Below are 19,881 nucleotides of genomic sequence, written 5' to 3' on the forward strand. Positions count from 1 at the left end.
TGCCCCCCACCGCCCTTCCCCATCCACGCAACACCACCGTTCGCCACCCCGCTGGCGCACTCGTTGTCCTCCCCCGTGCCTATTTGCCTCCGCACTCACACGTACGTCCCCGCGTTGAGCGTTTTCCGACCACTATCGTCGTCGCTGCGCACTACGGCGACACGACGATCGACTCGAGTACCGTTCCGTCTGGTTGGCGCAGTTCGCCGGTGAGTTTGGTGTCGTCGCTGTCGCCGTTACCGTCGTCCGTTGCCTCGAGGACGATGAATCCGGGTCGATTCCCACGGGGCTGGGCATGACTGCCGGGATTGAGGAGGAGACAGTCCTCGGTTTCGATCACCGTCGGCCGGTGGGTGTGGCCCGAGACGACGATGTCGGCGTCTCGCGAGCGGCCGAACATCGCGAGTCCCATCTCGCCGCCGTCGCGGCGATGGGTGACGGCGAACCGGACGCCGCCTGCCTCGACGACGCGTGCCGTTGGGAGTCGATCGCGAACCGTGGCGCTGTCTGCGTTGCCGTGTACTGCAAAGAGGGTGTCACACTCGCGCTGGAACGACTCGAGTGCGACCGTGCTCGTGAAGTCGCCAGCGTGGATGACGGTGTCTGCCTCGCGCGCAGCGCGCAGCGCCTCACCGGTCAGTTCGTGGCCGCTGTTGCTGTGTGTGTCCGAAAAAATCGCGATCATATCTGCACCTTCGCCGGCGTGCGGGACGTTCCTTTCGACTCTGTTGAGCCTGCCGGCCCCGTCGGTCTGCTCGCTCGCTGCTGCGTTCTCTCACGACTTAGCGCTCACCGTCGTCGTACACCGCCACGATCCTCGACCCTGGCGGTCGATCGTTCAGCACCGCTGTCACCGTCGTCTCTGCCAGATCCACGGTGGAGTCGAGCGTCTCCCAGCCCGTCTCCGTCTTCACGGCAACAGCCACGTCTGTCGGACTTGCACCCGGTGGCAACCCCGCCGGGTCGTAGCCAACCTCGATCCGCATCGCGCTGACCCCGTCAAGGCCGTCCAGTCCGACGAGGTCGACCGGCTCCGAGAGCGCGTGTGCGTGTGCATGTGCGTCCGCTGGCGACGAGTGCACGCTGTCGTCAACACCGAACTCGTCCGGCACGTCACTCGCGACGACGGCCGCACGAGCGCTGCCGAACTCGAGTGCAAACTCTGCGGTGTCACTGGGTTGGTATCCGGGAATGGACATGGTCGACTTGAGGGGGGCAGCACGTTTGTCGCTATAGCGCGCGATAGCCGGCTGGTGATGACTATAGTAGCCACTGAAAGTCGGTGCACACCTAATCGCACGGAAGGTGTGCGATTAGTGTGTAAACAGCTTCAGTTGTGACTATAGGGACGCACCAACGTTACGGGGCCAGTGTCTGCAGTTGCCACCGAATCACTCTCGGTCGAGCGTTTCGACCGATTCGTGGCGTGCGAGAACCGAGATCCAGTTCGCTTCGGTCTCGACGCGCACCAGTTCGAACCCGACATCATCGACCATCGAGCGAATCGTGTCTGGGCGATAGTACTCGAAGTGTCTGTCCTGAGACTCACCGGGCGTCGTCGGGACGCGCTTTACCGAACAGAAGACGACGCCGTCGGGGCGGAGCACGCGACGGAACTCCCGCAGCGTTGCGGTCGCGTCTGACCGTGGGACGTGAAGGAACGACGCAGAGCTCCAGACGCCATCGAACGCATCATCGTCGAACGGCAGGTCGCGCATGTCGCCCCGAACGAACGCCGCGGCGGGCTCGCGTTCGCGAGCCCTCTGCAGGAACGCGGGCGTCAGGTCGAGTCCAACCGCATCGTAGCCGGCTGCATCGAACGTCGAGACGTCCGGACCGGGACCGCAGCCGACGTCCAGTAGCCGGTCGCCGGTGAGCGCGTCCAAGAAAGGGTCACCGTACCTGGCGGCAACTGACTCAGCACAGTACTTCTGGGCGTAGGCATCGGCAGCAGACTCGTACTCTGCAAGCGTGCGAGTGATATCGTCCATGCTGGCTCGTCAGCGCAATTCCGATGATGCCGATATACCAGTTCCGGTGACGAGATTGCTGAATCGAGACGAATCCTTTTATCGGAGCGCGAACCAATCACGTATCGTGTCCGAGACAGCCGGGTACATGCGCTTTTTCCCGTACGATCAGCCGTACGAGAACCAGCGCGAGGCCATGGACCGCATCCACAACGCGCTCGTGCGCGGGCAAAACGTTCTGTTCGAGGGAGCCTGCGGGACCGGCAAGACCCTCTCGTCGCTCGTTCCCGCGCTGGAAGTTGCCCACGAGGAGGACAAGACGGTCGTCATCACGACGAACGTCCACCAGCAGATGCGCCAATTCATCGCCGAGGCCCGCGCGATCACCCGCGAGGAACCCATTCGCGCCGTCGTCTTCAAGGGAAAGGGCTCGATGTGCCACATCGACGTCGGCTACGAGGAGTGTCAGACCCTGCGGGACAACACCCGTGCCGTCGTCGACGCCGAACAGGACAAACAGCAACTCGAGCGCCGTCAGCGTGAACTCTTGACGGAGAGCCAGCAGGGCGACGGCGGCGCGGCCGACGCCCGCTCTGCAGTGATGGACGAACTCGAGTCCATCGAGGAGCGCCTCGACGATCTGGAAGACCAGAACGTCTGTGAGTACTACCGGAACAACCTGACCGAAGACACCGATGAGTTCTTCGGCTGGCTCTTCGAGGACGTGCGCACGCCCGACGAAATCTACGAGTACGCAGAGCAGCGCCACCTTTGTGGCTACGAACTGTTGAAGGAGGGCATCGAGGGCGTCGATCTGGTCGTCTGTAACTACCACCACCTGCTCGATTCGACGATTCGCGAGCAGTTCTTCCGCTGGCTGGGCCGTGATCCCGAGGACGTCATCGCCGTCTTCGACGAGGCCCACAACGTCGAGGACGCCGCCCGCGAGCACGCCACCCGGACCTGCTCCGAGCGGACGTTCGAGTCCGCGCTGGACGAACTCGCAGACTCCGACGATCCACGCGCGGAAGACGCCGTCAACGCCCTCTCCGCGTTCCACCGCGCGCTCGTCGAAACGTACGAAGACTCCTTTGGCTTCGGCGAGCGCGAACGCATCGGCGAGAACTGGGACGATGTCCCCATCGCGAACGAGGGCCGTCGGGACGACCTGACACTCGAGTTCCTCCAGCGCTATTCGGGCCGCGGAATCCAGGAGGATCTCGAGGCCGCGATGAAACTCGGCCAGGAACTGGATGCAGAGTACGAGGAAGCCTACCGCGAGGGCGAGACCGCGACGCGCACGGAGTGTCAGACTCTGCAGGCCGCCGCGTTCGTCAGCGCGTGGATGAACGAGGGCTCAAAGGAGGGACTGTACCCTGTCGTCTCCGTTACCCGCGACGCGGGGACGGACGAGGTCTACGGCCGCGCGGAGATCTACTCGTGTCTGCCGCGCCAGGTCACGGGGCAACTGTTCGAGGAGGTCTCGGCAACGGTGCTCATGAGCGCGACCTTGCAGCCGTTCGACGTGACCGAAGACGTGCTCGGACTCGAGAAGCCGGTGACGATGGCCTACGGGTTGCAGTTCCCTGCGGCCAATCGCCGGACCTACGCCGTTGAGACGCCGCCGCTGTTCTCCTCGGATCGGGACAACCCTGCGGTCCAGGAGGATGTCACCGAGACTATTCACGACGCCGTTCGCATGACGCCCGGCAACACGCTCGCCTTCTTCCCGAACTACGGCGAGGCGAGCCGGTACGCGGAGCGACTCGAGTCCCGGTCGGACGTGACGGTCTATCTCGATGAACCGGGACAGTCGGTCGAGGAGCTTCGACAGGAATTCATCGCCGACGACGGGGCCGTCCTCTGCACCTCGCTGTGGGGGACGCTCGCGGAGGGGGTGAGCTTCGACGGCGACGACGCACAGACAGTGCTCGTCGTCGGCGTGCCATACCCGCATCTGGACGACCGCGCCGAGGCGGTCCAGGAGGCCTACGACGCGGCGTTCGACGGCACCGAGACGGGCTGGCGCTACGCCGTCGAGATTCCGACCGTTCGCAAAACGAGGCAGGCGCTCGGACGCGTTATCCGTTCGCCCGAGGACGTCGGCGTCCGCGCGCTACTCGACACACGCTACTCGAAGCAGGCGAAGTCTGATCTCGGTAAGTACAGCGTCAACAGCACGTTCCCGCACGAAGAGCGCGAGGAACTGCTCGATATCGGGCCGGAGAAACTCAAGTTCGCGATGCTCAACTTCTACGGCGACCACGACTGCTACGACGGCGACGCACCCGCACCCTGAGCAGTACTCTTTCTTTCTGGCTGGCTGGTCACTCGATCGTGACGTGTCCCTCACCGCCAATCAGCATGACAGCGTGGGTGCCGTCGTCCTCGACTGTCACCTCGAACGTCTCCTCGTCCTCGATCGTGCGCGTCTCGACGATCCCGTTCTCGGTGTGATCGAGCCGGAAGCCAACCCCTTCTCGCTCGTGCTCCACGTCGCTGTCGAGCGGGAAGACCTCCTCGACCTCGACGCTCACCGTCAACTCGGCACCGGCGTCCGAGTCGAACTCGATGACTTCGTCCTCGCCCAGCGACGCGTCGACGCCACTGCCAAGGAGGCTGCTACAGCCCGCAATCGGCACCGTTGCGAACAGCGCCAGGACAGACCGTCGGTTCATACTCACGCAACTCGTGACCAATGCTGAATAACTTCTGGCCGCCTGCCCGTTCAGGCCGGCAACGACACCCGACTCACCGGCAGCTTGTACGCGCCGTCCCAGAACTCGAGTTCGGTCACGGTCCAGGTCACCGGCTCGATGTCGCGCTCGGCCAGCCGCTGTGCCGTCTCAAGGTTACCACCGCGCGCAAGCGTCACGTGTGGCACGTAATCCTCGCCCTCGAGACCCTCGACGCGGTCGAACTCCGCGAGCAACTGCTCGTGGATGGACTCGAGTCCAGGGCTCTCGACGGCAAGGTAGACGACGGGCGCAGAACCCAGCGGGGGGTCTTCGAAGTAGTCGATGCCCGTAATCTGGGCTTCGACAGCGGGCGCGCCCTCGAGTGCACGGTGGGCGCGACGCTGGAGCTGGGAAACGTGTGGGGCGTCACCGAGTCGTTTGAGCAGACAGGAGTGGTCCTCACGGACGGTTTCGAAGTCGATGAGGCTGGGATAGAGCTGGTCGGCGAGCTGGCGGACGCGGCCGGGAACGGGGACGTTGACGCTGTACACGCGACTAGATGGCTGTATTCACGGCAGTTGCTTGAGGGTTGTGTTGGTGGTTGTATTGTGTGATTCGGAGCCAAACGGGCAGGTGGCGGATGAATCCTCAGAGTCGGTCGAGCAGCCAGAGCACGATGATGGCGAGGATTGCGAGCATAACCAGTGGCTGGAGGAGGCCGATAATGCCGCTGATAAGCGCGCTCAGGACCTCGATAACGAGGAGGACGACGACCAGCGCGAGGACGATTTTCAGGAGCGTCTCGACCGCGAGTGCGCCGCGTGAGTCGTTCATACATTCGCCTTGGATTACCAGTTTGAAAAACACTCCGCTACCGCGGTCGGAAAGACCTATTTAGTCGGCACCGGCAGTTGTAGGTAATGGACGGAAGGGGGCTGCGGGCCCTGATTTGCGGACTCATCGTCGTTGGGTGTGCGGTTGCGGTCGTCTGGTCCGTTCCGGTTGCTGTGGTGGCGGATGCTGGATCCGGGACAACACAGACGTTCCATGCCGTACACGACGACGACCAGCTCGGAACGCAGGGTGCCGAGCACGGACAGCAGTTGGTACAGGAAAACGACGATGATAGCGTCGGAGACGACAATGGCGCAACTGACGAGGACGACGAGGTGCCCGAACCTGCCGAAGCTAGCCAACTCGACAACGCAACCGATGTCCACATCAGCATCTCACTTCACGAGAACCGCTCGGCGATGTTCACTGTCGACTACCGGTTCGAAGACGCCGACTCCGAGGAGTGGGAACAACTCCGAGAGGATGTCGAGACAAATCCCGAGACGTACGTCGAGTACGAACTTGAGGACTGGGATTCGATCCGTGCCGACGGCGAGAACGAAACCGAACGCGAGATGTCGCTCTCGAGTGGCTCCGTGACGACGGATACCAGCTCGACACCGCAGGAGCTTGGTCACGTGACCTTCTCCTTCGAGTGGTCCTCGTTTGCCTACGTCGAACTGAATCAGATGGAGGCCGGTGACGCCCTCGTCGACTTTACGCTCGTTGAAGGGCGATCCCTGCAGGTGTTCCCGCCGGAGGGGTACGTCATCAGTGATGTCGAACCTGCCCCTGACGATCCGCGTGAGGACTCGGTCCGCTGGAACGGTGGCGAGACGGAGTTCATGGAGGACCAGCCCTGGATCGTCATGATCGAGAACGGCGACAACGAGACCGAGCCAACTGAAACCGAGAACGGCCCCGCGATGCCGTGGCTCATCGTCGGTATCGCACTCGGCGCGCTGGCTGCTGCTGGCGCGGGCGGGTGGTGGTACAAACGCCGGAACAAGACGGCTACGCCACCGGCTGGAACAGCTGCCGGGTCCACCGACACGGATACCGGTGGTGACCCACCAGCGTCGTCCGATCCCGAATCGCCAACGAGAGCCGGCGCAACGGGGACTGTCGAGACCGACGGGCCCAATGGCCCCAACGGACTGCCGCCGAACAGCCCACCGCCCGAACTGCTGAGCAACGAAGAGCGTGTCCTCCGACTCCTCGAAACACATGGCGGGCGCATCAAACAGCAACAGGTCGTCTCGGAACTCGAATGGACCGAGGCCAAGACGAGCCAGGTCGTCGGTGGCCTGCGCGAGGACGACGAGATCGACGTGTTCCGGATCGGTCGGGAGAACGTGCTGGCGTTGCCCGAAGAAGAGGACGACGAGTAACCGAAACATCACTTACCTGTTGTTATTCGCTGTGTGGTGTCTCCCGCGCGCTTGAACCTCTCGCTTGGGACGTTCTCGTCCTAACCGGTCGTCTTGTGCAACATTTGCCCGACACGAGGATTTAATACGGCTCAAGTACGTACGAGTGTGCAATGGCGCAGCCTGCCGGCCCCGCACCTGCGTTTGCTTCCTTCGGGACCGGCGGGGCTGTCTCGCCGCGACCGCGACGACCGCGACCGGGCCTTTGAGCCCATTCTATCCCTTATCCCCCCGTCCCCGACTGTTTACAAACTCGATAGGTATTCCCTATTTTCCTGGTTAGCGTCCGCTCTACCACTAATTTCCAGGACTTTAGATAGTGAAATTTAAGTACCTCCCTCGGGTTGATTCGGATACGATATGACACGCGTTGCACTTGCGTTCTCGGGCGGACTGGACACGACTATCTGCGTCCCGCTGCTCGAGGAAGAGTACGGATACGACGAAGTCATCGGCGTCACCGTCGACGTCGGTCAACCAGCCTCAGAGTTCGAGGAGGCAGAAGAGACCGCCGACGCGCTCGATCTCGACCACTACGTCGTCGACGCCAAAGACGAGTTTGCCGACCTCTGTTTCGATAGCGTCCGCGCAAACGCGACCTATCAGGGCTACCCGCTCGGCACGGCGCTCGCACGCCCAGTCATTGCCGAGGCAATTCTGGAAGTCGCCGAGGAGAACGACTGTACCGGCATCGCTCACGGCTGTACGGGCAAGGGCAACGACCAGCTCCGTTTCGAGGCTGTCTGGCGTGACTCCGACCTCGAAGTGATCGCGCCCGTGCGTGAACTCGGCCTCACGCGCGAGTGGGAACAGGAGTACGCCGCAGAGAAGGAGCTCCCTGTCGAGGGCGGCAGTGGCGGCGATTGGTCCGTTGATACCAACCTCTGGAGTCGCTCCGTCGAGGGCGACGAACTCGAGGACCCAAGCTACGTTCCCTCGACCGAGATCTACGACTGGACGGACGAGCCATCCGGCGAGACCGAAGAGATCGAAATCACCTTCGAGCAGGGCTACCCCGTCGCGATCGACGGCGAGGAGTACGACGCCGTCTCGCTCATCGAGTACCTGAACGAGCTCGCCGGCTCCTACGGCGTCGGCCGTACGGACTCGATGGAAGACCGCATGCTCGGCCTCAAAGTGCGTGAAAATTACGAACACCCCGCCGCGACGACGCTGCTCAACGCCCACGAGGCGCTCGAAGGGCTCGTCCTCACGCAAGAGGAGCGCGAGTTCAAGCAGCTGATCGACCAGAAGTGGTCGAAGAAGGGCTACGAGGGCCTCGTCGACGCGCCACTCGTGGGTGCACTCGAGGGGTTCATCGCTGAGACCCAACAGCGTGTCACCGGTACTGTCACGATCCGCTTCGAGGGCGGCAAGGCCCGTCCGGTCGGTCGCGACAGCGAGTACGCGGCCTACTCGGCTGAACACGCCTCCTTCGATACGGAGGCGGTCGGCAAGATTGCCCAGGAGGACGCCACTGGCGTCGCGAAGTACCACGGCTTCCAGCGCCGTCTCGCGAACTCGGTCACGACTGACGAGAGCGAGGACGAGCCGGAAGTCGAACTCGCAACGGACGGAGGCGAGGAGTAGTCATGACCGAGGAGAGTGCTCACGGCGGCGTCGGCGGCACTGATGGCGGCCACGGCGACGGCGACGCATCGGGTGTCGTCCGGCGAGACCGCTTCAGCGGCGGCCCCGCTCGGAGCTTCCTCTCCTCGCTTGCGGCCGACGAACGCATTTTCGAGGCCGACCTTGAGGTTGATCGCGCGCACGTCCTCATGCTCGCGGCGCAGGATATCGTCGACGACGAGACGGCAGGCGAAATCCTGACTGCACTCGACGCGATCGAAGTCGAAGGTCACGGCTCGCTCCCCGACGGCGAGGACGTCCACGAGGCCATCGAGACGGCAGTCATCGACCAGGTCGGTGAGGACGGTGGCAAGATGCACACTGCACGCTCGCGCAACGACGAGGTCGCGACCTGTATTCGCTACCGCCTGCGCGAGGACGTGCTGGACGCCATCGAGACGACGCTCGCACTTCGCGAGTCGTTGATCGATGTCGCGAGCACACACGCGGAGACGGTGATGCCAGGCTACACGCACCTTCAGCCCGCCCAGCCGACGACGGTCGCCCACTGGGCGCTCTCCTACGAGGGAGCCGTCCGCCGTGACACCGAACGCCTGCTCGACGCCTACGCACGCATCAACCAGTCGCCACTCGGTGGCGCGGCGTTCGCGGGCACCACGTTCGATATCGACCGCGAGTACACGGCCGAACTGCTCGGGTTCGACAGCGTCATCGAGAACTCGATGGACGCCTCTTCGAGTCGGGACTTCCTGCTCGAGACGACACAGGCGCTGTCGACGCACGCGACGACGCTGTCCGGTATCGCGGAGGATCTCATTATCTTCGCGAACCGCGGCTTCGTCGACCTCGCGGACGACTACTCCTCGACGTCGTCGATCATGCCCCAGAAGAAGAATCCCGACACGCTCGAACTCGTCCGCGCGGTCGCGGGCGACGCGGCCGGGAACGTCCAGGGGCTGACGACGACGCTCAAGGGACTCCCCCGCGCGTACAATCGCGACCTCCAGCGCGCGACGACGCACGCCTGGGACGCCGTCGACGCGGTGACCGAGGCCAGCGAGGTCGCCGCGGGCGCGGTCGCGACAGCCGACTGGAACGAGGAGTCGCTCGTAGCCGAGGCCGGCGAGGGATTCTCGACTGCGACTGGTGTTGCAGACCTGCTCGCAGCGAACGGGATTCCGTTCCGTACCGCACACGAGCTCGTTGCGAGTGCGGCGGAACAAGGGGCAGACTACGACGCACTCGACGCCGCCGCCGAGGACGTTCTCGGTGACCCGCTCGTAACCTACGTCGACCCCGAGGCGGTTGCCGACGCACTCGACCCCGCCCAGAGCGTCGCAAGCCGCGACTCTCAGGGCGGGCCGGCACCTGCTGCAGTGGCAGAGCAACTCGAGTACGCCCAGGCTGCAATCGAGTCCGACGAAGCGGTGCAGACGGAGCTCGTGGATGAGCTCGAGGCGGCGCACGCGGCGTTGCGCGAGGAGGTGAACGACTATGTCTGAGTGGCTGGTGTTCTGGTCGGAGTCGTGGCTGGTGCGATCGCTTGGACTGTCGCAATTGTCGCGACTCCCGCGACTGCCGCGACCGCCGTCCCCGTCCGGGGACAAAATACAAAATCTGTGATATACAGAACAAGATTTGCGGGAAAATTGTATTTTGATGCCGTTAGCGCAGAGTATAGTATTATAATTTCTTTGTCACATTCGGTGGATTTAAGGGTGTCTGGCTCTCAGGTCGAGATACAATGACAGAATGCGTCGAGTGTGGGGCCGAAGTCTCCCTGCACGACGATCTGGAAGCTGGAGAGATTGTTGACTGTACGACCTGCGGAGCCGAACTGGAAGTCGTCGACACCGAGCCGCCAGTCCTCGAGCGAGCCCCGGAGCTCGAAGAGGACTGGGGTGAGTGACCTTGCAAATAGGAATCCTCTACTCCCGGATCCGCAAGGACGAAAAGCTCCTCCTGACCGAGCTTCGTGAGCGCGGTCACGAGGTCACCAAGATCGACGTCCGCAAGCAGACGTTCGACATTAGCGAGGCCGCAGCCGAGTTCGCGGACCTCGATATCGTCGTCGATCGCTGTCTCGCCACGAGCCGCAGCCTGTACGCGACGCAGTTCTTCGACGCGTACGGCATCCCCGTGGTCAACAGCCACGAGACGGCCGACGTCTGTGCGGACAAGGTCAAGAACAGTCTTGCACTCGAGAAGGCTGGCGTGCCCACGCCCAAAACCAAGGTTGCCTTCACGAAGGAGACGGCCATGGAGGCCATCGAGGAGTTTGGCTATCCTTGCGTCCTCAAACCCGTCGTGGGATCGTGGGGTCGCCTGATGGCCAAGATCGACTCGCCAGACGCCGCAGAGGCGATTCTCGAGCACAAGGCGACGCTCGGCCACTACGAGCACAAGGTGTTCTACGTCCAGGAATTCGTCGAGAAACCTGGCCGCGACATTCGCGTGCTCGCGGTCGACGGCGAGCCCGTCGCGGCGATGGTTCGCTCGTCGGATCACTGGATCACGAACGCCGCGAAAGGGGCCGAGACCGATGTCTTCGAACTCGACGACGAGGCGAAGAAACTGGTACAGAAATCCAGTGATGCGGTCGGCGGCGGTCTCCTGGGTGTGGATCTCATGGAGACGGCAGATGTCTCCGGGTCACACTCGGAGGGCAGCCAGACGGAGTCTGGCCAGCGATACACCGTCCACGAGGTAAACCACACCGTCGAGTTCAAGGCGCTCAACGATGCCGTCGAAACTGACGTTGCCGGCACTGTCGTCGACTGGCTCGAAGCGAAGGCCACGGCAGCCAACGCCAGCGAGGCCGAACTCGAGGTGACGTTCTGATGGCGGTCGGCACCGATGTCGATGCGAGCGCAGACGCGTCCGCCGAGACCGTCACCGCGACCGTCATCGGCGGCAGCGGCTTCACCGGCGGCGAACTCCTCAGACTGCTCGCCGGGCACCCGAACTTCGAGATTGCGGAGGTCACCAGCCGCTCGAAGGCTGGCAAGAGCGTCGGCTCCGTCCACCCGCCACTTCGCGGGACGGACCTACGTTTTACCGAACCCGACGATCTGGAGAGCGTCGACGTTCTGTTCGCCGCGACGCCACACGGCGTCTCGATGGGACAGGTAGACGACTTCTTCGAGGTCGCGGAGACGGTCGTGGATCTCTCGGCGGACTTCCGCCTCGACACTGAGGAACAGTACGTCGAGTGGTACGACGGCCACGACGCGCCGGAGTACCTGGAGAAGGCGGAGTATGCGCTGCCCGAAATCAACCGCGAGAACCTCGCGGGCGCGGACCTCATCGCTGGCGGCGGCTGTAACGCCACCGCGACCATCCTCGGGCTGTACCCGCTGTTCGAGCACGACGTACTCGAGGGCGGGGAACAGATCGTCGTCGACGTGAAGGTCGGCTCCTCCGAGGGCGGTGCGGGCGGCGGTGAAGCTTCGAGCCACCCCGAGCGCTCGGGCGTCGTCCGCCCCTACGCGCCGACGGGCCACCGCCACGAGGCCGAAATCGAGCAGTTCCTCGGCACCTCGGTGGCGTTCACCTGCCACGCCGTGGACATGGTCCGCGGTGCAAGCGCGACGAGTCACGTCTTCCCCAGTTCGCCCGTCTCGAAGGGCGACCTCTGGAAGGCGTATCGCGGCTGCTACGAGGACGAACCGTTCGTCCGCATGGCCGCGGGCGGCTCCGGTGTGTATCGGTATCCGGAACCCAAGTCCGTCGCCGGCACGAACCTCGCCGAGGTCGGGTTCGAACTCGACCCCTCGAACAAACGCGTCGTCGTCTTCTCGGCGATCGACAACATGATGAAGGGCTCGGCGGGGCAGGCGGTCCACGCCGCGAACGTTGCGCTCGGCTTCGAGGAGACGGCCGGACTCGAGTTCACGGGACTCCACCCCGTGGGGGCTCCCTGAGATGACGACCGTCGTCAAAATCGGCGGCGCACGCGCCGTCGATCCCGAAGAGGCACTCGCAGATGTCGCCTCCTTGGTCGACGAGGGTGAGGAGGTCGTCCTCACCCACGGCGGCTCGACCGCCGTCGACGAGACACTCGAGGACCTCGGCCAGGACCCAACGTATGTCGAGACGCCCGGTGGCGTCGTCGGTCGCTTTACCGACGAAGACACCATGGATGTCTTCAAGATGGTCATGCCCGGTAAGCTCAACACCGACCTGGTCGAGAGCCTACACAACGAGGGCGTGAACGCGGTCGGCCTCTCGGGCACTGACGGCAAACTGCTCGAAGGCAAGCGCAAGTCCGCCGTTCGCGTCACAGAGGACGGGAAGAAGAAAATCAAGCGTGGTGATCACTCGGGCACGATCGAGTCCGTGAACGCGGACCTACTCGAGACGATCCTCGCGGGCGGCTATACGCCGGTCGTCTCGGTCCCGGTGCTCGGACGCGAAAAAGAGGGCGGCTATACGGCGGTCAACGCCGACGCGGACCGCGCCGCCGCCGCAATTTCGGGGGCACTCGAGGCCGACCTGGTCGTCCTGACGGACGTCTCGGGTATCTACGAGGACCCCGACGACGAGTCGACGAAGATCGACGCAGCCGCGACGCCCGAAGCGTTCGAGACCGTCAAGACAGCCGCGGAGGGGTTCATGACGAAGAAGGTCATGGCCGCCGAGGAGGCCCTGGAAGGCGGCGCGACCTCGGTCACGGTTGCGTCGGCGAACGCGGACGACCCGATCACGAGCGCGCTCGCGGGCGAGGGGACGACACTCGAGCCCGGCGTGCTCGGTGACACCGAGACAGCCGATGCGGATACGACAGCAACGGAGGCAACACAATGAGCGGATTCGTCTTCTCCGAGAAACCGATCAGCATCGCAACCGGCGAGGGCGCAACGCTCACCGCCGAGAACGGCACGGAGTATCTGGACTTCGGCGCGAGCTACGCCTGTACGCCGACCGGCCACTGTCATCCGGACGTGGTCGAGGCGGTCCAGGAGCAGGCCGGCGAACTGCTGTACGTGCAGGGGTCCTATCCTGTTCAAGCGCGCGCTGATCTCCACGAGAAACTGGGGGCGCTCGCGCCCGACGGCATCGAAAACGTCTGGCTCTGTAACTCCGGCACCGAGGCCAACGAGGCCGCGCTGAAATTCGCCCGGAGCGCCACCGACGGCACGAAAATCGTTGCCGCCAAGCGCGCCTTCCACGGCCGCACCGCGGGAACGCTCTCTGCGACCTGGAAACCCAAGTACAAGAAGCCCTTCGAGCCGTTGCTCGAGGAGCACGTCGAGTTTGTCACCTACGGTGATGCAGGGGAACTCGAGTCCGCCGTCGACGACGACACTGCAGCAGTAATTCTCGAACCAATTCAGGGCGAGGGTGGGATTCACCCTGCACCACAGGACTACCTCGAGACGGCCCGGGAAGCCACCGAGACGACTGACACCGCACTGATCTTCGACGAGATCCAGACCGGAATCGGCCGCACGGGCAAGCTCTGGGCCTGCGAGAGCTACGGCGTCACGCCAGACATCCTGACGACCGCGAAGGGCATCGCGAGCGGACTCCCGATGGGGGCAACGCTCTGTGCGGATTGGATCGCTGAGGCGTCGGGACCACACGGTTCCACGTTCTCCGGCAACCTCCTCGTTTCGGCTGCAGCGAACGCCACCCTTGACGTAGTTGTTGAGGAGAACCTGCCCGGTAATGCCGCTGAAATCGGCGGCTACCTGCAGGACGAACTCGCTGCGCTCGACGTGCCGCTTCGGGACGTTCGCGGCGAGGGCCTGCTGCTCGGTGTCGAGGTGAAACGCGGGGCGAACGGTGTGCTTCGCGACCTCGCACTCGAGCACCAGATTCTCGCGCTGCCGGCCGGTCGTTCGGTCGTTCGCCTACTGCCGCCGCTCGTGATCGACGAGGCGGCCGCAGACCAGGTTGTGACGGCCCTCGCGGACGTGCTCGCGCCCGAAGCCGAGGCGCAGGCGGAGTCATGAGTTCGACGATGACGGATCGCGATACCGACTCTGACTCAGACGCCGACGCTGCGTCCGTCTCGACCGATGACGCCCGCCAACTGTTGATCGATCTCGTCTCGACTCCGTCGCCTTCGGGTGAGGAGCGTGCGGCCGCAGAGCACCTTGTCGAGTTCTTCGAGGCCCACGACCGTGAGGTCTGGCTTGACGAGGTCGGCAACGTTCGCGCACCGGCTGACGACTCGGTGTTGCTCACCTCGCACATCGATACCGTGCCCGGTGAGATTCCAGTCGAAGTCGAGCCGGCGGACGAGGCCGATGTCGAGGCCGAGGTCGCCGAAGAGACCGGCGAAGATGTCCTCTGGGGCCGCGGCAGTGTCGACGCGACGGGACCGCTGGCCGCGATGGCCGCGGCAGCGGTCAGCACGGGCGTCTCGTTCGTCGGCGTCGTCGGCGAGGAGACAAACTCGCGCGGCGCACGCCACCTCGTCGAGGATCGCAAGGCCCCCGACGCCGTCGTCAACGGCGAACCGAGTGGAACGACGGGCATCACGCTTGGCTACCGCGGCTTCCTCTCGGGAACCTACGTCGCGACCAGCGAGTCCGGCCACACCTCTCGTCCCGAACCGAACGCGATTCAGCACGCGACGAACTGGTGGACGCGTGTCGAATCAGCGTTCAAGCAAGATGAGTACCAACCCGTCTTCGAGCGCGTCACCACCAAACCCGTGGCCATCAACGGCGGCGTCACCGACGACGGCCTCTCCGTCGAAGCCACTCTCGACGCCCAGCTTCGGGTCCCACCCGCGCTCGACATCGAGACCGTCCGTGAGACTGCAGAGGCCGAACTCGAGTACGGCACCGTCTCGTGGGCCGAGCCGATTCCGCCGGTGATGGAGAGCCCGCGAACCGAGGTCGCTCGTGCGTTCCGCACAGCGATCCGCGCAGCGGACAGCGAGCCACGACTCCTGCGCAAGACTGGGACCAGCGACATGAATCTCTACGCCGGCGCGTGGGAGTGTCCGATGGCGACCTACGGCCCCGGCAACTCCGACCTTGATCACGCGCCCAACGAGCGCCTCTCGCTCGCCGAGTTCGACCAGTCCGTCGCAGTGTTGACCCGCGTTGCGACGACGCTCACTGGAGGTGAGAACTGATGATAGACGCAGATACAGACACAGATTCGACCATCCCTGACTCGCAGCCGGACGCATCGCAGCCGAGACACTTCCTCGAGATCGACGACCTCTCGCACGAGGAACTGCTCACGGTTCTCGTCCGAGCGGCGGAGTTCAAGCGAGCCCAGCAGGTGGGGAAGGCCCACCAGGCACTCTCCGGCCAGACGCTCGGGATGATCTTCCAGAAGCCGAGTACGCGTACGCGAGTCTCCTTCGAGACGGGAATGACGCAACTCGGCGGGCACGCCGTCTTCCTCGGCGAGGACGACATCCAGCTTGGACGTGGCGAACCGCTGAAGGACACCTCGCGCACGCTCTCGCGGTACGTCGACGCCGTGATGGCTCGCGTATTCAAACACGAGAACATCGAGGTACTTGCGGAGTACTCGTCGGTCCCGATCATCAACGGGCTCACCGACGACGCCCATCCCTGCCAGACGCTCGCGGATCTGTTGACGATTCGCGAGCAGATGGGCGGGTTCCAGGACGTGTCGGTGGCCTGGGTCGGCGACGGCAACAACGTCGGCCAGTCGTTCGTGATCGGCGCTGCGATGACCGACATGGACGTCACCGTCGCGACGCCGGCAGGCTACGGCATGGACGACGCGGTCCTTGACCGGGCACGGGAACTCGGCGGCGATCCGACGGTCACGCACGACCCCGTCGAAGCGGTCACGGACGCCGACATCATCTACACCGACGTCTGGATCAGTATGGGCCAGGAGGACGAACGCGACGTGCGCATGGATGCCTTCGAGGGCTTCCAGGTCTGTTCAGATCTGCTCGCACACGCCCCCGATGCGTCGGTAATGCACTGTCTGCCGGCCCACCGCGGCGAGGAGATCACGGACGAGGCGATCGAGAGCGACCAGTCGATCGTCTTCGATCAGGCTGAAAATCGCCTGCACGCACAGAAGGCGCTCTTGCACTGGCTACTCGAGTAAGGACACTTTCGGAATCCCAAGCCAACTCGAGTCAACTGCTGGTTTTCCCGCCATAATACCGTATTTCCTGCTCGAGAACGACGACGGTGTCACAAACGATCAGGGAGTATTATATGTTAGAATAGTATCATGCTCGATCGGTATGTCGTTCAAACTGCTACTTGCAGTCTTCATCATGTTGATCGGTCCCGCTGTGCTGATGGGACTGATTCTGATGTAAGGGGCTTGTTCACAGATTCGCGCACGATAGGGGTGCAGCACCACGGCCGCCACCACACGAGTGGGACGGACGGCTGTTTTTTGGCCGCCGACGAACGTGTAGCGCCGCGTTTCGGGGTATCTGCCGATTCCACGCCCTTTTTGCCGGTCGCCCCCCTCCCGATGGACAGAACGATAATGAGTCTCAGTCTCTCTGCCGACCAGCCGGCAGCGCCCGCCGACGCCGAGGACGGTGTCTGGCTCGAGTGCATCGAGTGCGGTGAGACGTTCGCGCCGTTCGCGGACGTCCGCTACACCTGTGACGAGTGTGACGGCCTGCTCGAGGTACGCTACGACGACCTGCCGACCTTCGAGGACTTCGCGGCTGCCGCGGACCCCGATCAGGGCGTCTGGCGCTACGCCGACACGCTCCCGCTCCCGGCGGGCGTCTCGATTCAGGAGGGTGCGACGCCGTTGTACGAGGTTCCCGGCCTGGAAGCCGATCTGGAACTCGAGGCGCTCCGAATCAAACACGAGGGGATGAACCCGACGGGGTCGTTCAAGGACCGCGGGATGACTGTCGGTGTCGCCGTCGCGAAGGAACTCGGCGTCGACCGGTTAGCCTGTGCCTCGACGGGCAACACGAGCGCCGCGCTCGCGGCCTACGGCTCCCGCGGCGGGATGGAGACGCTGGTGCTCCTTCCCGCGGGGAAGGTCGCCGCCGGAAAGGTCGCTCAGGCGAGCCTCCACGGCGCGCGCATTCTGGAGGTCGACGGCAACTTTGACGCCTGTCTCGACATCGTCCAGGAGTTAGCCCAGCAGGGTGAGGCCTACCTGCTAAACTCACTGAACCCGTTCCGACTTGAGGGCCAGAAGACTATCGGCCTCGAAATTCTAGAGGGCTTCCTCGCGGACTACGAGACGGTCCCGGACCGGATCGTGCTCCCGGTCGGCAACGCCGGCAACACGTCGGCGCTGTACAAAGCCTTCCGGGAACTCGTGCAGGCGGGGGCACTCGAAGAGGACGAAGTTCCGAAACTGGTCGGCGTGCAGGCCGAAGGCGCGGCCCCGATGGTCGAAGCGATCGAGAACGGCGCGGACGAAGTCCGCCGTTGGGACGACGTGGAGACGCGCGCGACGGCGATCCGAATCGGGAACCCGGTCAACGCGCCGAAGGCGCTGCCGGGAATCCGCGAAACCGGTGGCACCGCGATTTCGGTTACCGACGAGGAGATCACCGACGCCCAGCGCGACCTCGCGGGCGAGGGGATCGGCGTCGAGCCGGCCTCTGCAGCCTCCGTCGCGGGACTGCGAAAGCTGCGCGCGGAGGGTATCGTCACGGAAGACGAACGCGTCGCCTGCCTGACGACGGGTCACCTGCTCAAGGACCCCGACGCGGCGGCCGCTACGGGACGTGAGCCAGAGCCGGTGCCGGCCGAGACTGAGGGCGTTCTCGACCACCTCTGAGTGGGGTTTCGGGGTTCCCGGAGCAGTCATTGCGAAGGTCTACGCGAGTCGCTACCGGATCGAACACTGCTCACTCGATTGGTGCGTTCGAAATCGAAGGCGGTTATACCCGTCTGACGCCCGACTGACTGACGCTTTTGTAGGCGTCCGGTGTAGGTGTGTGTCGCCCATGTCCGTCGAGCACCGTTCCCACTCCCGTGCCCGTGACCGCTCCGTCGTCGTCAGTTTCACGTGTGATTCCGAGATGGCCGCCGTCGCTGAGGCGGCTACCGATACCGATTCTGATACTGATACCCCAACCCACACGGACACCGACACTGAAACCGACGCCACGAGAGCTACTCGCACCGCCCGCACAGACACGCACCCCCACCCCCACCCCCACCCCCACCCCCACCTCTCCGCGCAGGCTTCGTCACCGATCACTGCGAGATTCGCCGGAACGAGCGCGACGCGACCGACGCCCACCAGAATCGAACGCACTCGCCTCCGCGCACAGATCGCTGCACTGCAGACCGAACTCGAGTCGCGCACCGACCAGCAACAGGAACTCATCACGCAGTACGAGCGACTTCTCGAGGCGTATCAGGAGGCGGCGGAGGACGGGGACGGGGATAGGTGTGAGGATGGAACTACGGGAGACAGCACAGCAGGTAGCGGATCAGTCCTCAAACGGTTGGGGACTGGGACTGGGAACGGACGTGGACGTACTCGAGTAATTCGAATCCGTCGCCGGCTCAAACAGTGGTGGCGGCAGCTCCGTCGCTAACGCCGCCGTCAGGTTTCTCCGTCGTGATGGCTTGCTTCGTACGGGTTGGTGGTTAGTCGGAGAGCCCGGCCGGCTCCGAGCCATCTCCGTCGTCCACCACACTCGGCGTCTCGTCTGCCTCGGCAGTCAGCTCGTGGACGTACTCGAGGAAGTTCTCGAAGACGAGTTTGGCCTCGCAGGCGGCCGCGTAGTTCTCGTCGGTGATTTCCGCGAGGACGGCGTCGCGCCGATCCTCATCTAGGTCCTTGCGGTGGACGAGTTCGCGGGCGGTTTGCTGGTCGTACTCGGGATGGAACTGAACGCCGAAGACGCGGTCCTTTCGGAAGCCGTGATTCGAGTAGTGGTTCTCCGCGAGCGGTGTCGCACCGGGCGGGAGTGCCGAGACTTCGTCGGCGTGGCTGGTGAAGGCGGTGAACGACTGGGAGATACCCTCGAACAGTCGCGAGTCGCCGTAGTGCTCGATCTCGCTGTAGCCGACCTCGTAGGAACCCATATCCTCGACGGTGCCGCCGAGTACGTCGGCCAGTAGCTGGTGACCCCAACAGATGCCAAGCGCAGGCAGGTATCGACTGAGTGCCTCACTCACCCACTCCTTCGTGGCGTCGATCCACTCCTCATCCCAGTACACAGACGATCGCGAGCCAGTGACGACGAGTGCGTCAAATTCGAAGTGCCTCGGAAGCTCGCCTTCCGTAACGTCGAACTCGGCCAGGGAGGCATCGAGTTCGCGCCGGAAGTTTCGCGTCGTGTTCGCGTCCTCGTGAGCCGCGTTCAGGACGGCAATACGGACGTACGTCATCTACGCCACTAGTGGGGAGGCTGGAGGGAAAGTCCTTCTGCACTGTGCCCGTCTTGCCACGATCGCTGACGCAACACGCTGGCGGCTA

20 protein-coding genes are annotated in these 19,881 nt (G+C 64.0%); 13 read left to right on the forward strand and 7 right to left on the reverse strand.

Annotated features, from left to right (window positions below):
• Window positions 1-151: 151 nt before the first annotated feature.
• The 3 genes from C482_RS04815 to C482_RS04825 form a co-directional block, all read right to left on the reverse strand.
• A complete protein-coding gene (locus C482_RS04815) occupies window positions 152-685 on the reverse strand; it encodes a metallophosphoesterase (RefSeq protein ID WP_006166350.1) in 534 nt (177 codons plus the stop codon).
• Between the two features lie 97 nt (window positions 686-782).
• Window positions 783-1,199: a hypothetical protein gene (locus tag C482_RS04820; protein WP_006166351.1), complete on the reverse strand. Its 417-nt coding sequence runs from the start codon at window positions 1,197-1,199 to the stop codon at window positions 783-785.
• A gap of 192 nt (window positions 1,200-1,391) precedes the next feature.
• The gene (locus tag C482_RS04825; RefSeq protein ID WP_006166352.1) at window positions 1,392-1,991 is read right to left on the reverse strand and encodes a class I SAM-dependent methyltransferase; all 600 of its coding nucleotides are present in this window, start codon (window positions 1,989-1,991) and stop codon (window positions 1,392-1,394) included.
• 127 nt (window positions 1,992-2,118) lie between these two features.
• On the opposite strand from C482_RS04825, the gene C482_RS04830 reads away from it, so the two are divergent.
• Window positions 2,119-4,269 (forward strand): ATP-dependent DNA helicase, encoded by a 2,151-nt coding sequence (locus C482_RS04830; RefSeq protein WP_049896485.1) that lies wholly within the window; start codon window positions 2,119-2,121, stop codon window positions 4,267-4,269.
• 28 nt (window positions 4,270-4,297) lie between these two features.
• Here the strand turns inward: C482_RS04830 and C482_RS04835 are convergent, their stop codons facing one another.
• From C482_RS04835 to C482_RS04845, 3 genes are all read right to left on the reverse strand, one after another.
• Window positions 4,298-4,648: a hypothetical protein gene (locus tag C482_RS04835; RefSeq protein ID WP_006166354.1), complete on the reverse strand. Its 351-nt coding sequence runs from the start codon at window positions 4,646-4,648 to the stop codon at window positions 4,298-4,300.
• A 50-nt stretch (window positions 4,649-4,698) separates the two neighbouring features.
• Window positions 4,699-5,199, reverse strand: coding sequence for a 2'-5' RNA ligase family protein (locus C482_RS04840; protein WP_006166355.1), 501 nt, complete (start codon window positions 5,197-5,199; stop codon window positions 4,699-4,701).
• Between the two features lie 97 nt (window positions 5,200-5,296).
• Complete coding sequence (locus tag C482_RS04845) at window positions 5,297-5,482, reverse strand: DUF7554 family protein (protein ID WP_006166356.1); 186 nt, start codon at window positions 5,480-5,482, stop codon at window positions 5,297-5,299.
• Window positions 5,483-5,568: 86 nt separating this feature from the next.
• On the opposite strand from C482_RS04845, the gene C482_RS04850 reads away from it, so the two are divergent.
• The 12 genes from C482_RS04850 to C482_RS04905 all read left to right on the forward strand — a co-directional run bounded on the left by C482_RS04850 (window position 5,569) and on the right by C482_RS04905 (window position 18,994).
• Window positions 5,569-6,873, forward strand: coding sequence for a helix-turn-helix transcriptional regulator (locus C482_RS04850; RefSeq protein ID WP_006166357.1), 1,305 nt, complete (start codon window positions 5,569-5,571; stop codon window positions 6,871-6,873).
• A gap of 399 nt (window positions 6,874-7,272) precedes the next feature.
• Window positions 7,273-8,502, forward strand: a complete 1,230-nt coding sequence (locus C482_RS04855; RefSeq protein ID WP_006166358.1) for an argininosuccinate synthase — start codon at window positions 7,273-7,275, stop codon at window positions 8,500-8,502.
• Between the two features lie 2 nt (window positions 8,503-8,504).
• Window positions 8,505-10,004 carry an argininosuccinate lyase gene (gene argH / locus C482_RS04860; RefSeq protein ID WP_006166359.1) on the forward strand — a complete coding sequence of 500 codons (1,500 nt, stop codon included), beginning with the start codon at window positions 8,505-8,507 and terminating at the stop codon, window positions 10,002-10,004.
• A gap of 242 nt (window positions 10,005-10,246) precedes the next feature.
• Entirely contained in the window at window positions 10,247-10,411 is a 165-nt protein-coding gene (gene lysW / locus C482_RS04865) for a lysine biosynthesis protein LysW (RefSeq protein WP_004267676.1), read from the forward strand.
• Complete coding sequence (gene lysX, locus C482_RS04870) at window positions 10,408-11,343, forward strand: lysine biosynthesis protein LysX (protein WP_006166360.1); 936 nt, start codon at window positions 10,408-10,410, stop codon at window positions 11,341-11,343. Before lysW ends, lysX begins: the two co-directional genes overlap by 4 nt.
• On the forward strand, window positions 11,343-12,425 hold the full coding sequence (gene argC / locus C482_RS04875; RefSeq protein WP_006166361.1) for an N-acetyl-gamma-glutamyl-phosphate reductase: 1,083 nt from the start codon (window positions 11,343-11,345) through the stop codon (window positions 12,423-12,425). Before lysX ends, argC begins: the two co-directional genes overlap by 1 nt.
• A 1-nt stretch (window position 12,426) precedes the next feature.
• Entirely contained in the window at window positions 12,427-13,308 is an 882-nt protein-coding gene (locus C482_RS04880) for an acetylglutamate/acetylaminoadipate kinase (protein WP_006166362.1), read from the forward strand.
• A complete protein-coding gene (locus C482_RS04885) occupies window positions 13,305-14,459 on the forward strand; it encodes an aspartate aminotransferase family protein (RefSeq protein WP_006166363.1) in 1,155 nt (384 codons plus the stop codon). Before C482_RS04880 ends, C482_RS04885 begins: the two co-directional genes overlap by 4 nt.
• The gene (locus C482_RS04890; protein WP_006166364.1) at window positions 14,456-15,595 is read left to right on the forward strand and encodes a [LysW]-lysine hydrolase; all 1,140 of its coding nucleotides are present in this window, start codon (window positions 14,456-14,458) and stop codon (window positions 15,593-15,595) included. Before C482_RS04885 ends, C482_RS04890 begins: the two co-directional genes overlap by 4 nt.
• Window positions 15,595-16,560, forward strand: a complete 966-nt coding sequence (argF, locus tag C482_RS04895) for an ornithine carbamoyltransferase (RefSeq protein WP_006166365.1) — start codon at window positions 15,595-15,597, stop codon at window positions 16,558-16,560. The genes C482_RS04890 and argF overlap by 1 nt, the downstream gene beginning before the upstream one ends.
• 396 nt (window positions 16,561-16,956) lie before the next feature.
• Entirely contained in the window at window positions 16,957-18,225 is a 1,269-nt protein-coding gene (gene thrC / locus C482_RS04900) for a threonine synthase (protein ID WP_006166366.1), read from the forward strand.
• Between the two features lie 169 nt (window positions 18,226-18,394).
• On the forward strand, window positions 18,395-18,994 hold the full coding sequence (locus tag C482_RS04905; RefSeq protein ID WP_006166367.1) for a hypothetical protein: 600 nt from the start codon (window positions 18,395-18,397) through the stop codon (window positions 18,992-18,994).
• A gap of 52 nt (window positions 18,995-19,046) precedes the next feature.
• On the opposite strand, the gene C482_RS04910 is transcribed toward C482_RS04905, so the two are convergent.
• Window positions 19,047-19,793, reverse strand: coding sequence for a type 1 glutamine amidotransferase (locus tag C482_RS04910; RefSeq protein ID WP_006166368.1), 747 nt, complete (start codon window positions 19,791-19,793; stop codon window positions 19,047-19,049).
• Window positions 19,794-19,881: the final 88 nt, after the last annotated feature.

The organism is Natrialba chahannaoensis JCM 10990 (genome assembly GCF_000337135.1).
Classification (GTDB): Archaea; Halobacteriota; Halobacteria; order Halobacteriales; family Natrialbaceae; genus Natrialba; species Natrialba chahannaoensis.

What these genes read in the sequence shown, in the direction of transcription:
- C482_RS04815 (WP_006166350.1), bottom strand. Translation starts at nt 685, where the DNA reads ATGATCGCGATTTTTTCGGACACACACAGCAACAGCGGCCACGAACTG.
- C482_RS04820 (WP_006166351.1), bottom strand. Translation starts at nt 1,199, where the DNA reads ATGTCCATTCCCGGATACCAACCCAGTGACACCGCAGAGTTTGCACTC.
- C482_RS04825 (WP_006166352.1), bottom strand. Translation starts at nt 1,991, where the DNA reads ATGGACGATATCACTCGCACGCTTGCAGAGTACGAGTCTGCTGCCGAT.
- C482_RS04830 (WP_049896485.1), top strand. Translation starts at nt 2,119, where the DNA reads ATGCGCTTTTTCCCGTACGATCAGCCGTACGAGAACCAGCGCGAGGCC.
- C482_RS04835 (WP_006166354.1), bottom strand. Translation starts at nt 4,648, where the DNA reads ATGAACCGACGGTCTGTCCTGGCGCTGTTCGCAACGGTGCCGATTGCG.
- C482_RS04845 (WP_006166356.1), bottom strand. Translation starts at nt 5,482, where the DNA reads ATGAACGACTCACGCGGCGCACTCGCGGTCGAGACGCTCCTGAAAATC.
- C482_RS04850 (WP_006166357.1), top strand. Translation starts at nt 5,569, where the DNA reads ATGGACGGAAGGGGGCTGCGGGCCCTGATTTGCGGACTCATCGTCGTT.
- C482_RS04855 (WP_006166358.1), top strand. Translation starts at nt 7,273, where the DNA reads ATGACACGCGTTGCACTTGCGTTCTCGGGCGGACTGGACACGACTATC.
- argH (WP_006166359.1), top strand. Translation starts at nt 8,505, where the DNA reads ATGACCGAGGAGAGTGCTCACGGCGGCGTCGGCGGCACTGATGGCGGC.
- lysW (WP_004267676.1), top strand. Translation starts at nt 10,247, where the DNA reads ATGACAGAATGCGTCGAGTGTGGGGCCGAAGTCTCCCTGCACGACGAT.
- argC (WP_006166361.1), top strand. Translation starts at nt 11,343, where the DNA reads ATGGCGGTCGGCACCGATGTCGATGCGAGCGCAGACGCGTCCGCCGAG.
- C482_RS04880 (WP_006166362.1), top strand. Translation starts at nt 12,427, where the DNA reads ATGACGACCGTCGTCAAAATCGGCGGCGCACGCGCCGTCGATCCCGAA.
- C482_RS04885 (WP_006166363.1), top strand. Translation starts at nt 13,305, where the DNA reads ATGAGCGGATTCGTCTTCTCCGAGAAACCGATCAGCATCGCAACCGGC.
- C482_RS04890 (WP_006166364.1), top strand. Translation starts at nt 14,456, where the DNA reads ATGAGTTCGACGATGACGGATCGCGATACCGACTCTGACTCAGACGCC.
- argF (WP_006166365.1), top strand. Translation starts at nt 15,595, where the DNA reads ATGATAGACGCAGATACAGACACAGATTCGACCATCCCTGACTCGCAG.
- thrC (WP_006166366.1), top strand. Translation starts at nt 16,957, where the DNA reads ATGAGTCTCAGTCTCTCTGCCGACCAGCCGGCAGCGCCCGCCGACGCC.
- C482_RS04905 (WP_006166367.1), top strand. Translation starts at nt 18,395, where the DNA reads ATGTCCGTCGAGCACCGTTCCCACTCCCGTGCCCGTGACCGCTCCGTC.
- C482_RS04910 (WP_006166368.1), bottom strand. Translation starts at nt 19,793, where the DNA reads ATGACGTACGTCCGTATTGCCGTCCTGAACGCGGCTCACGAGGACGCG.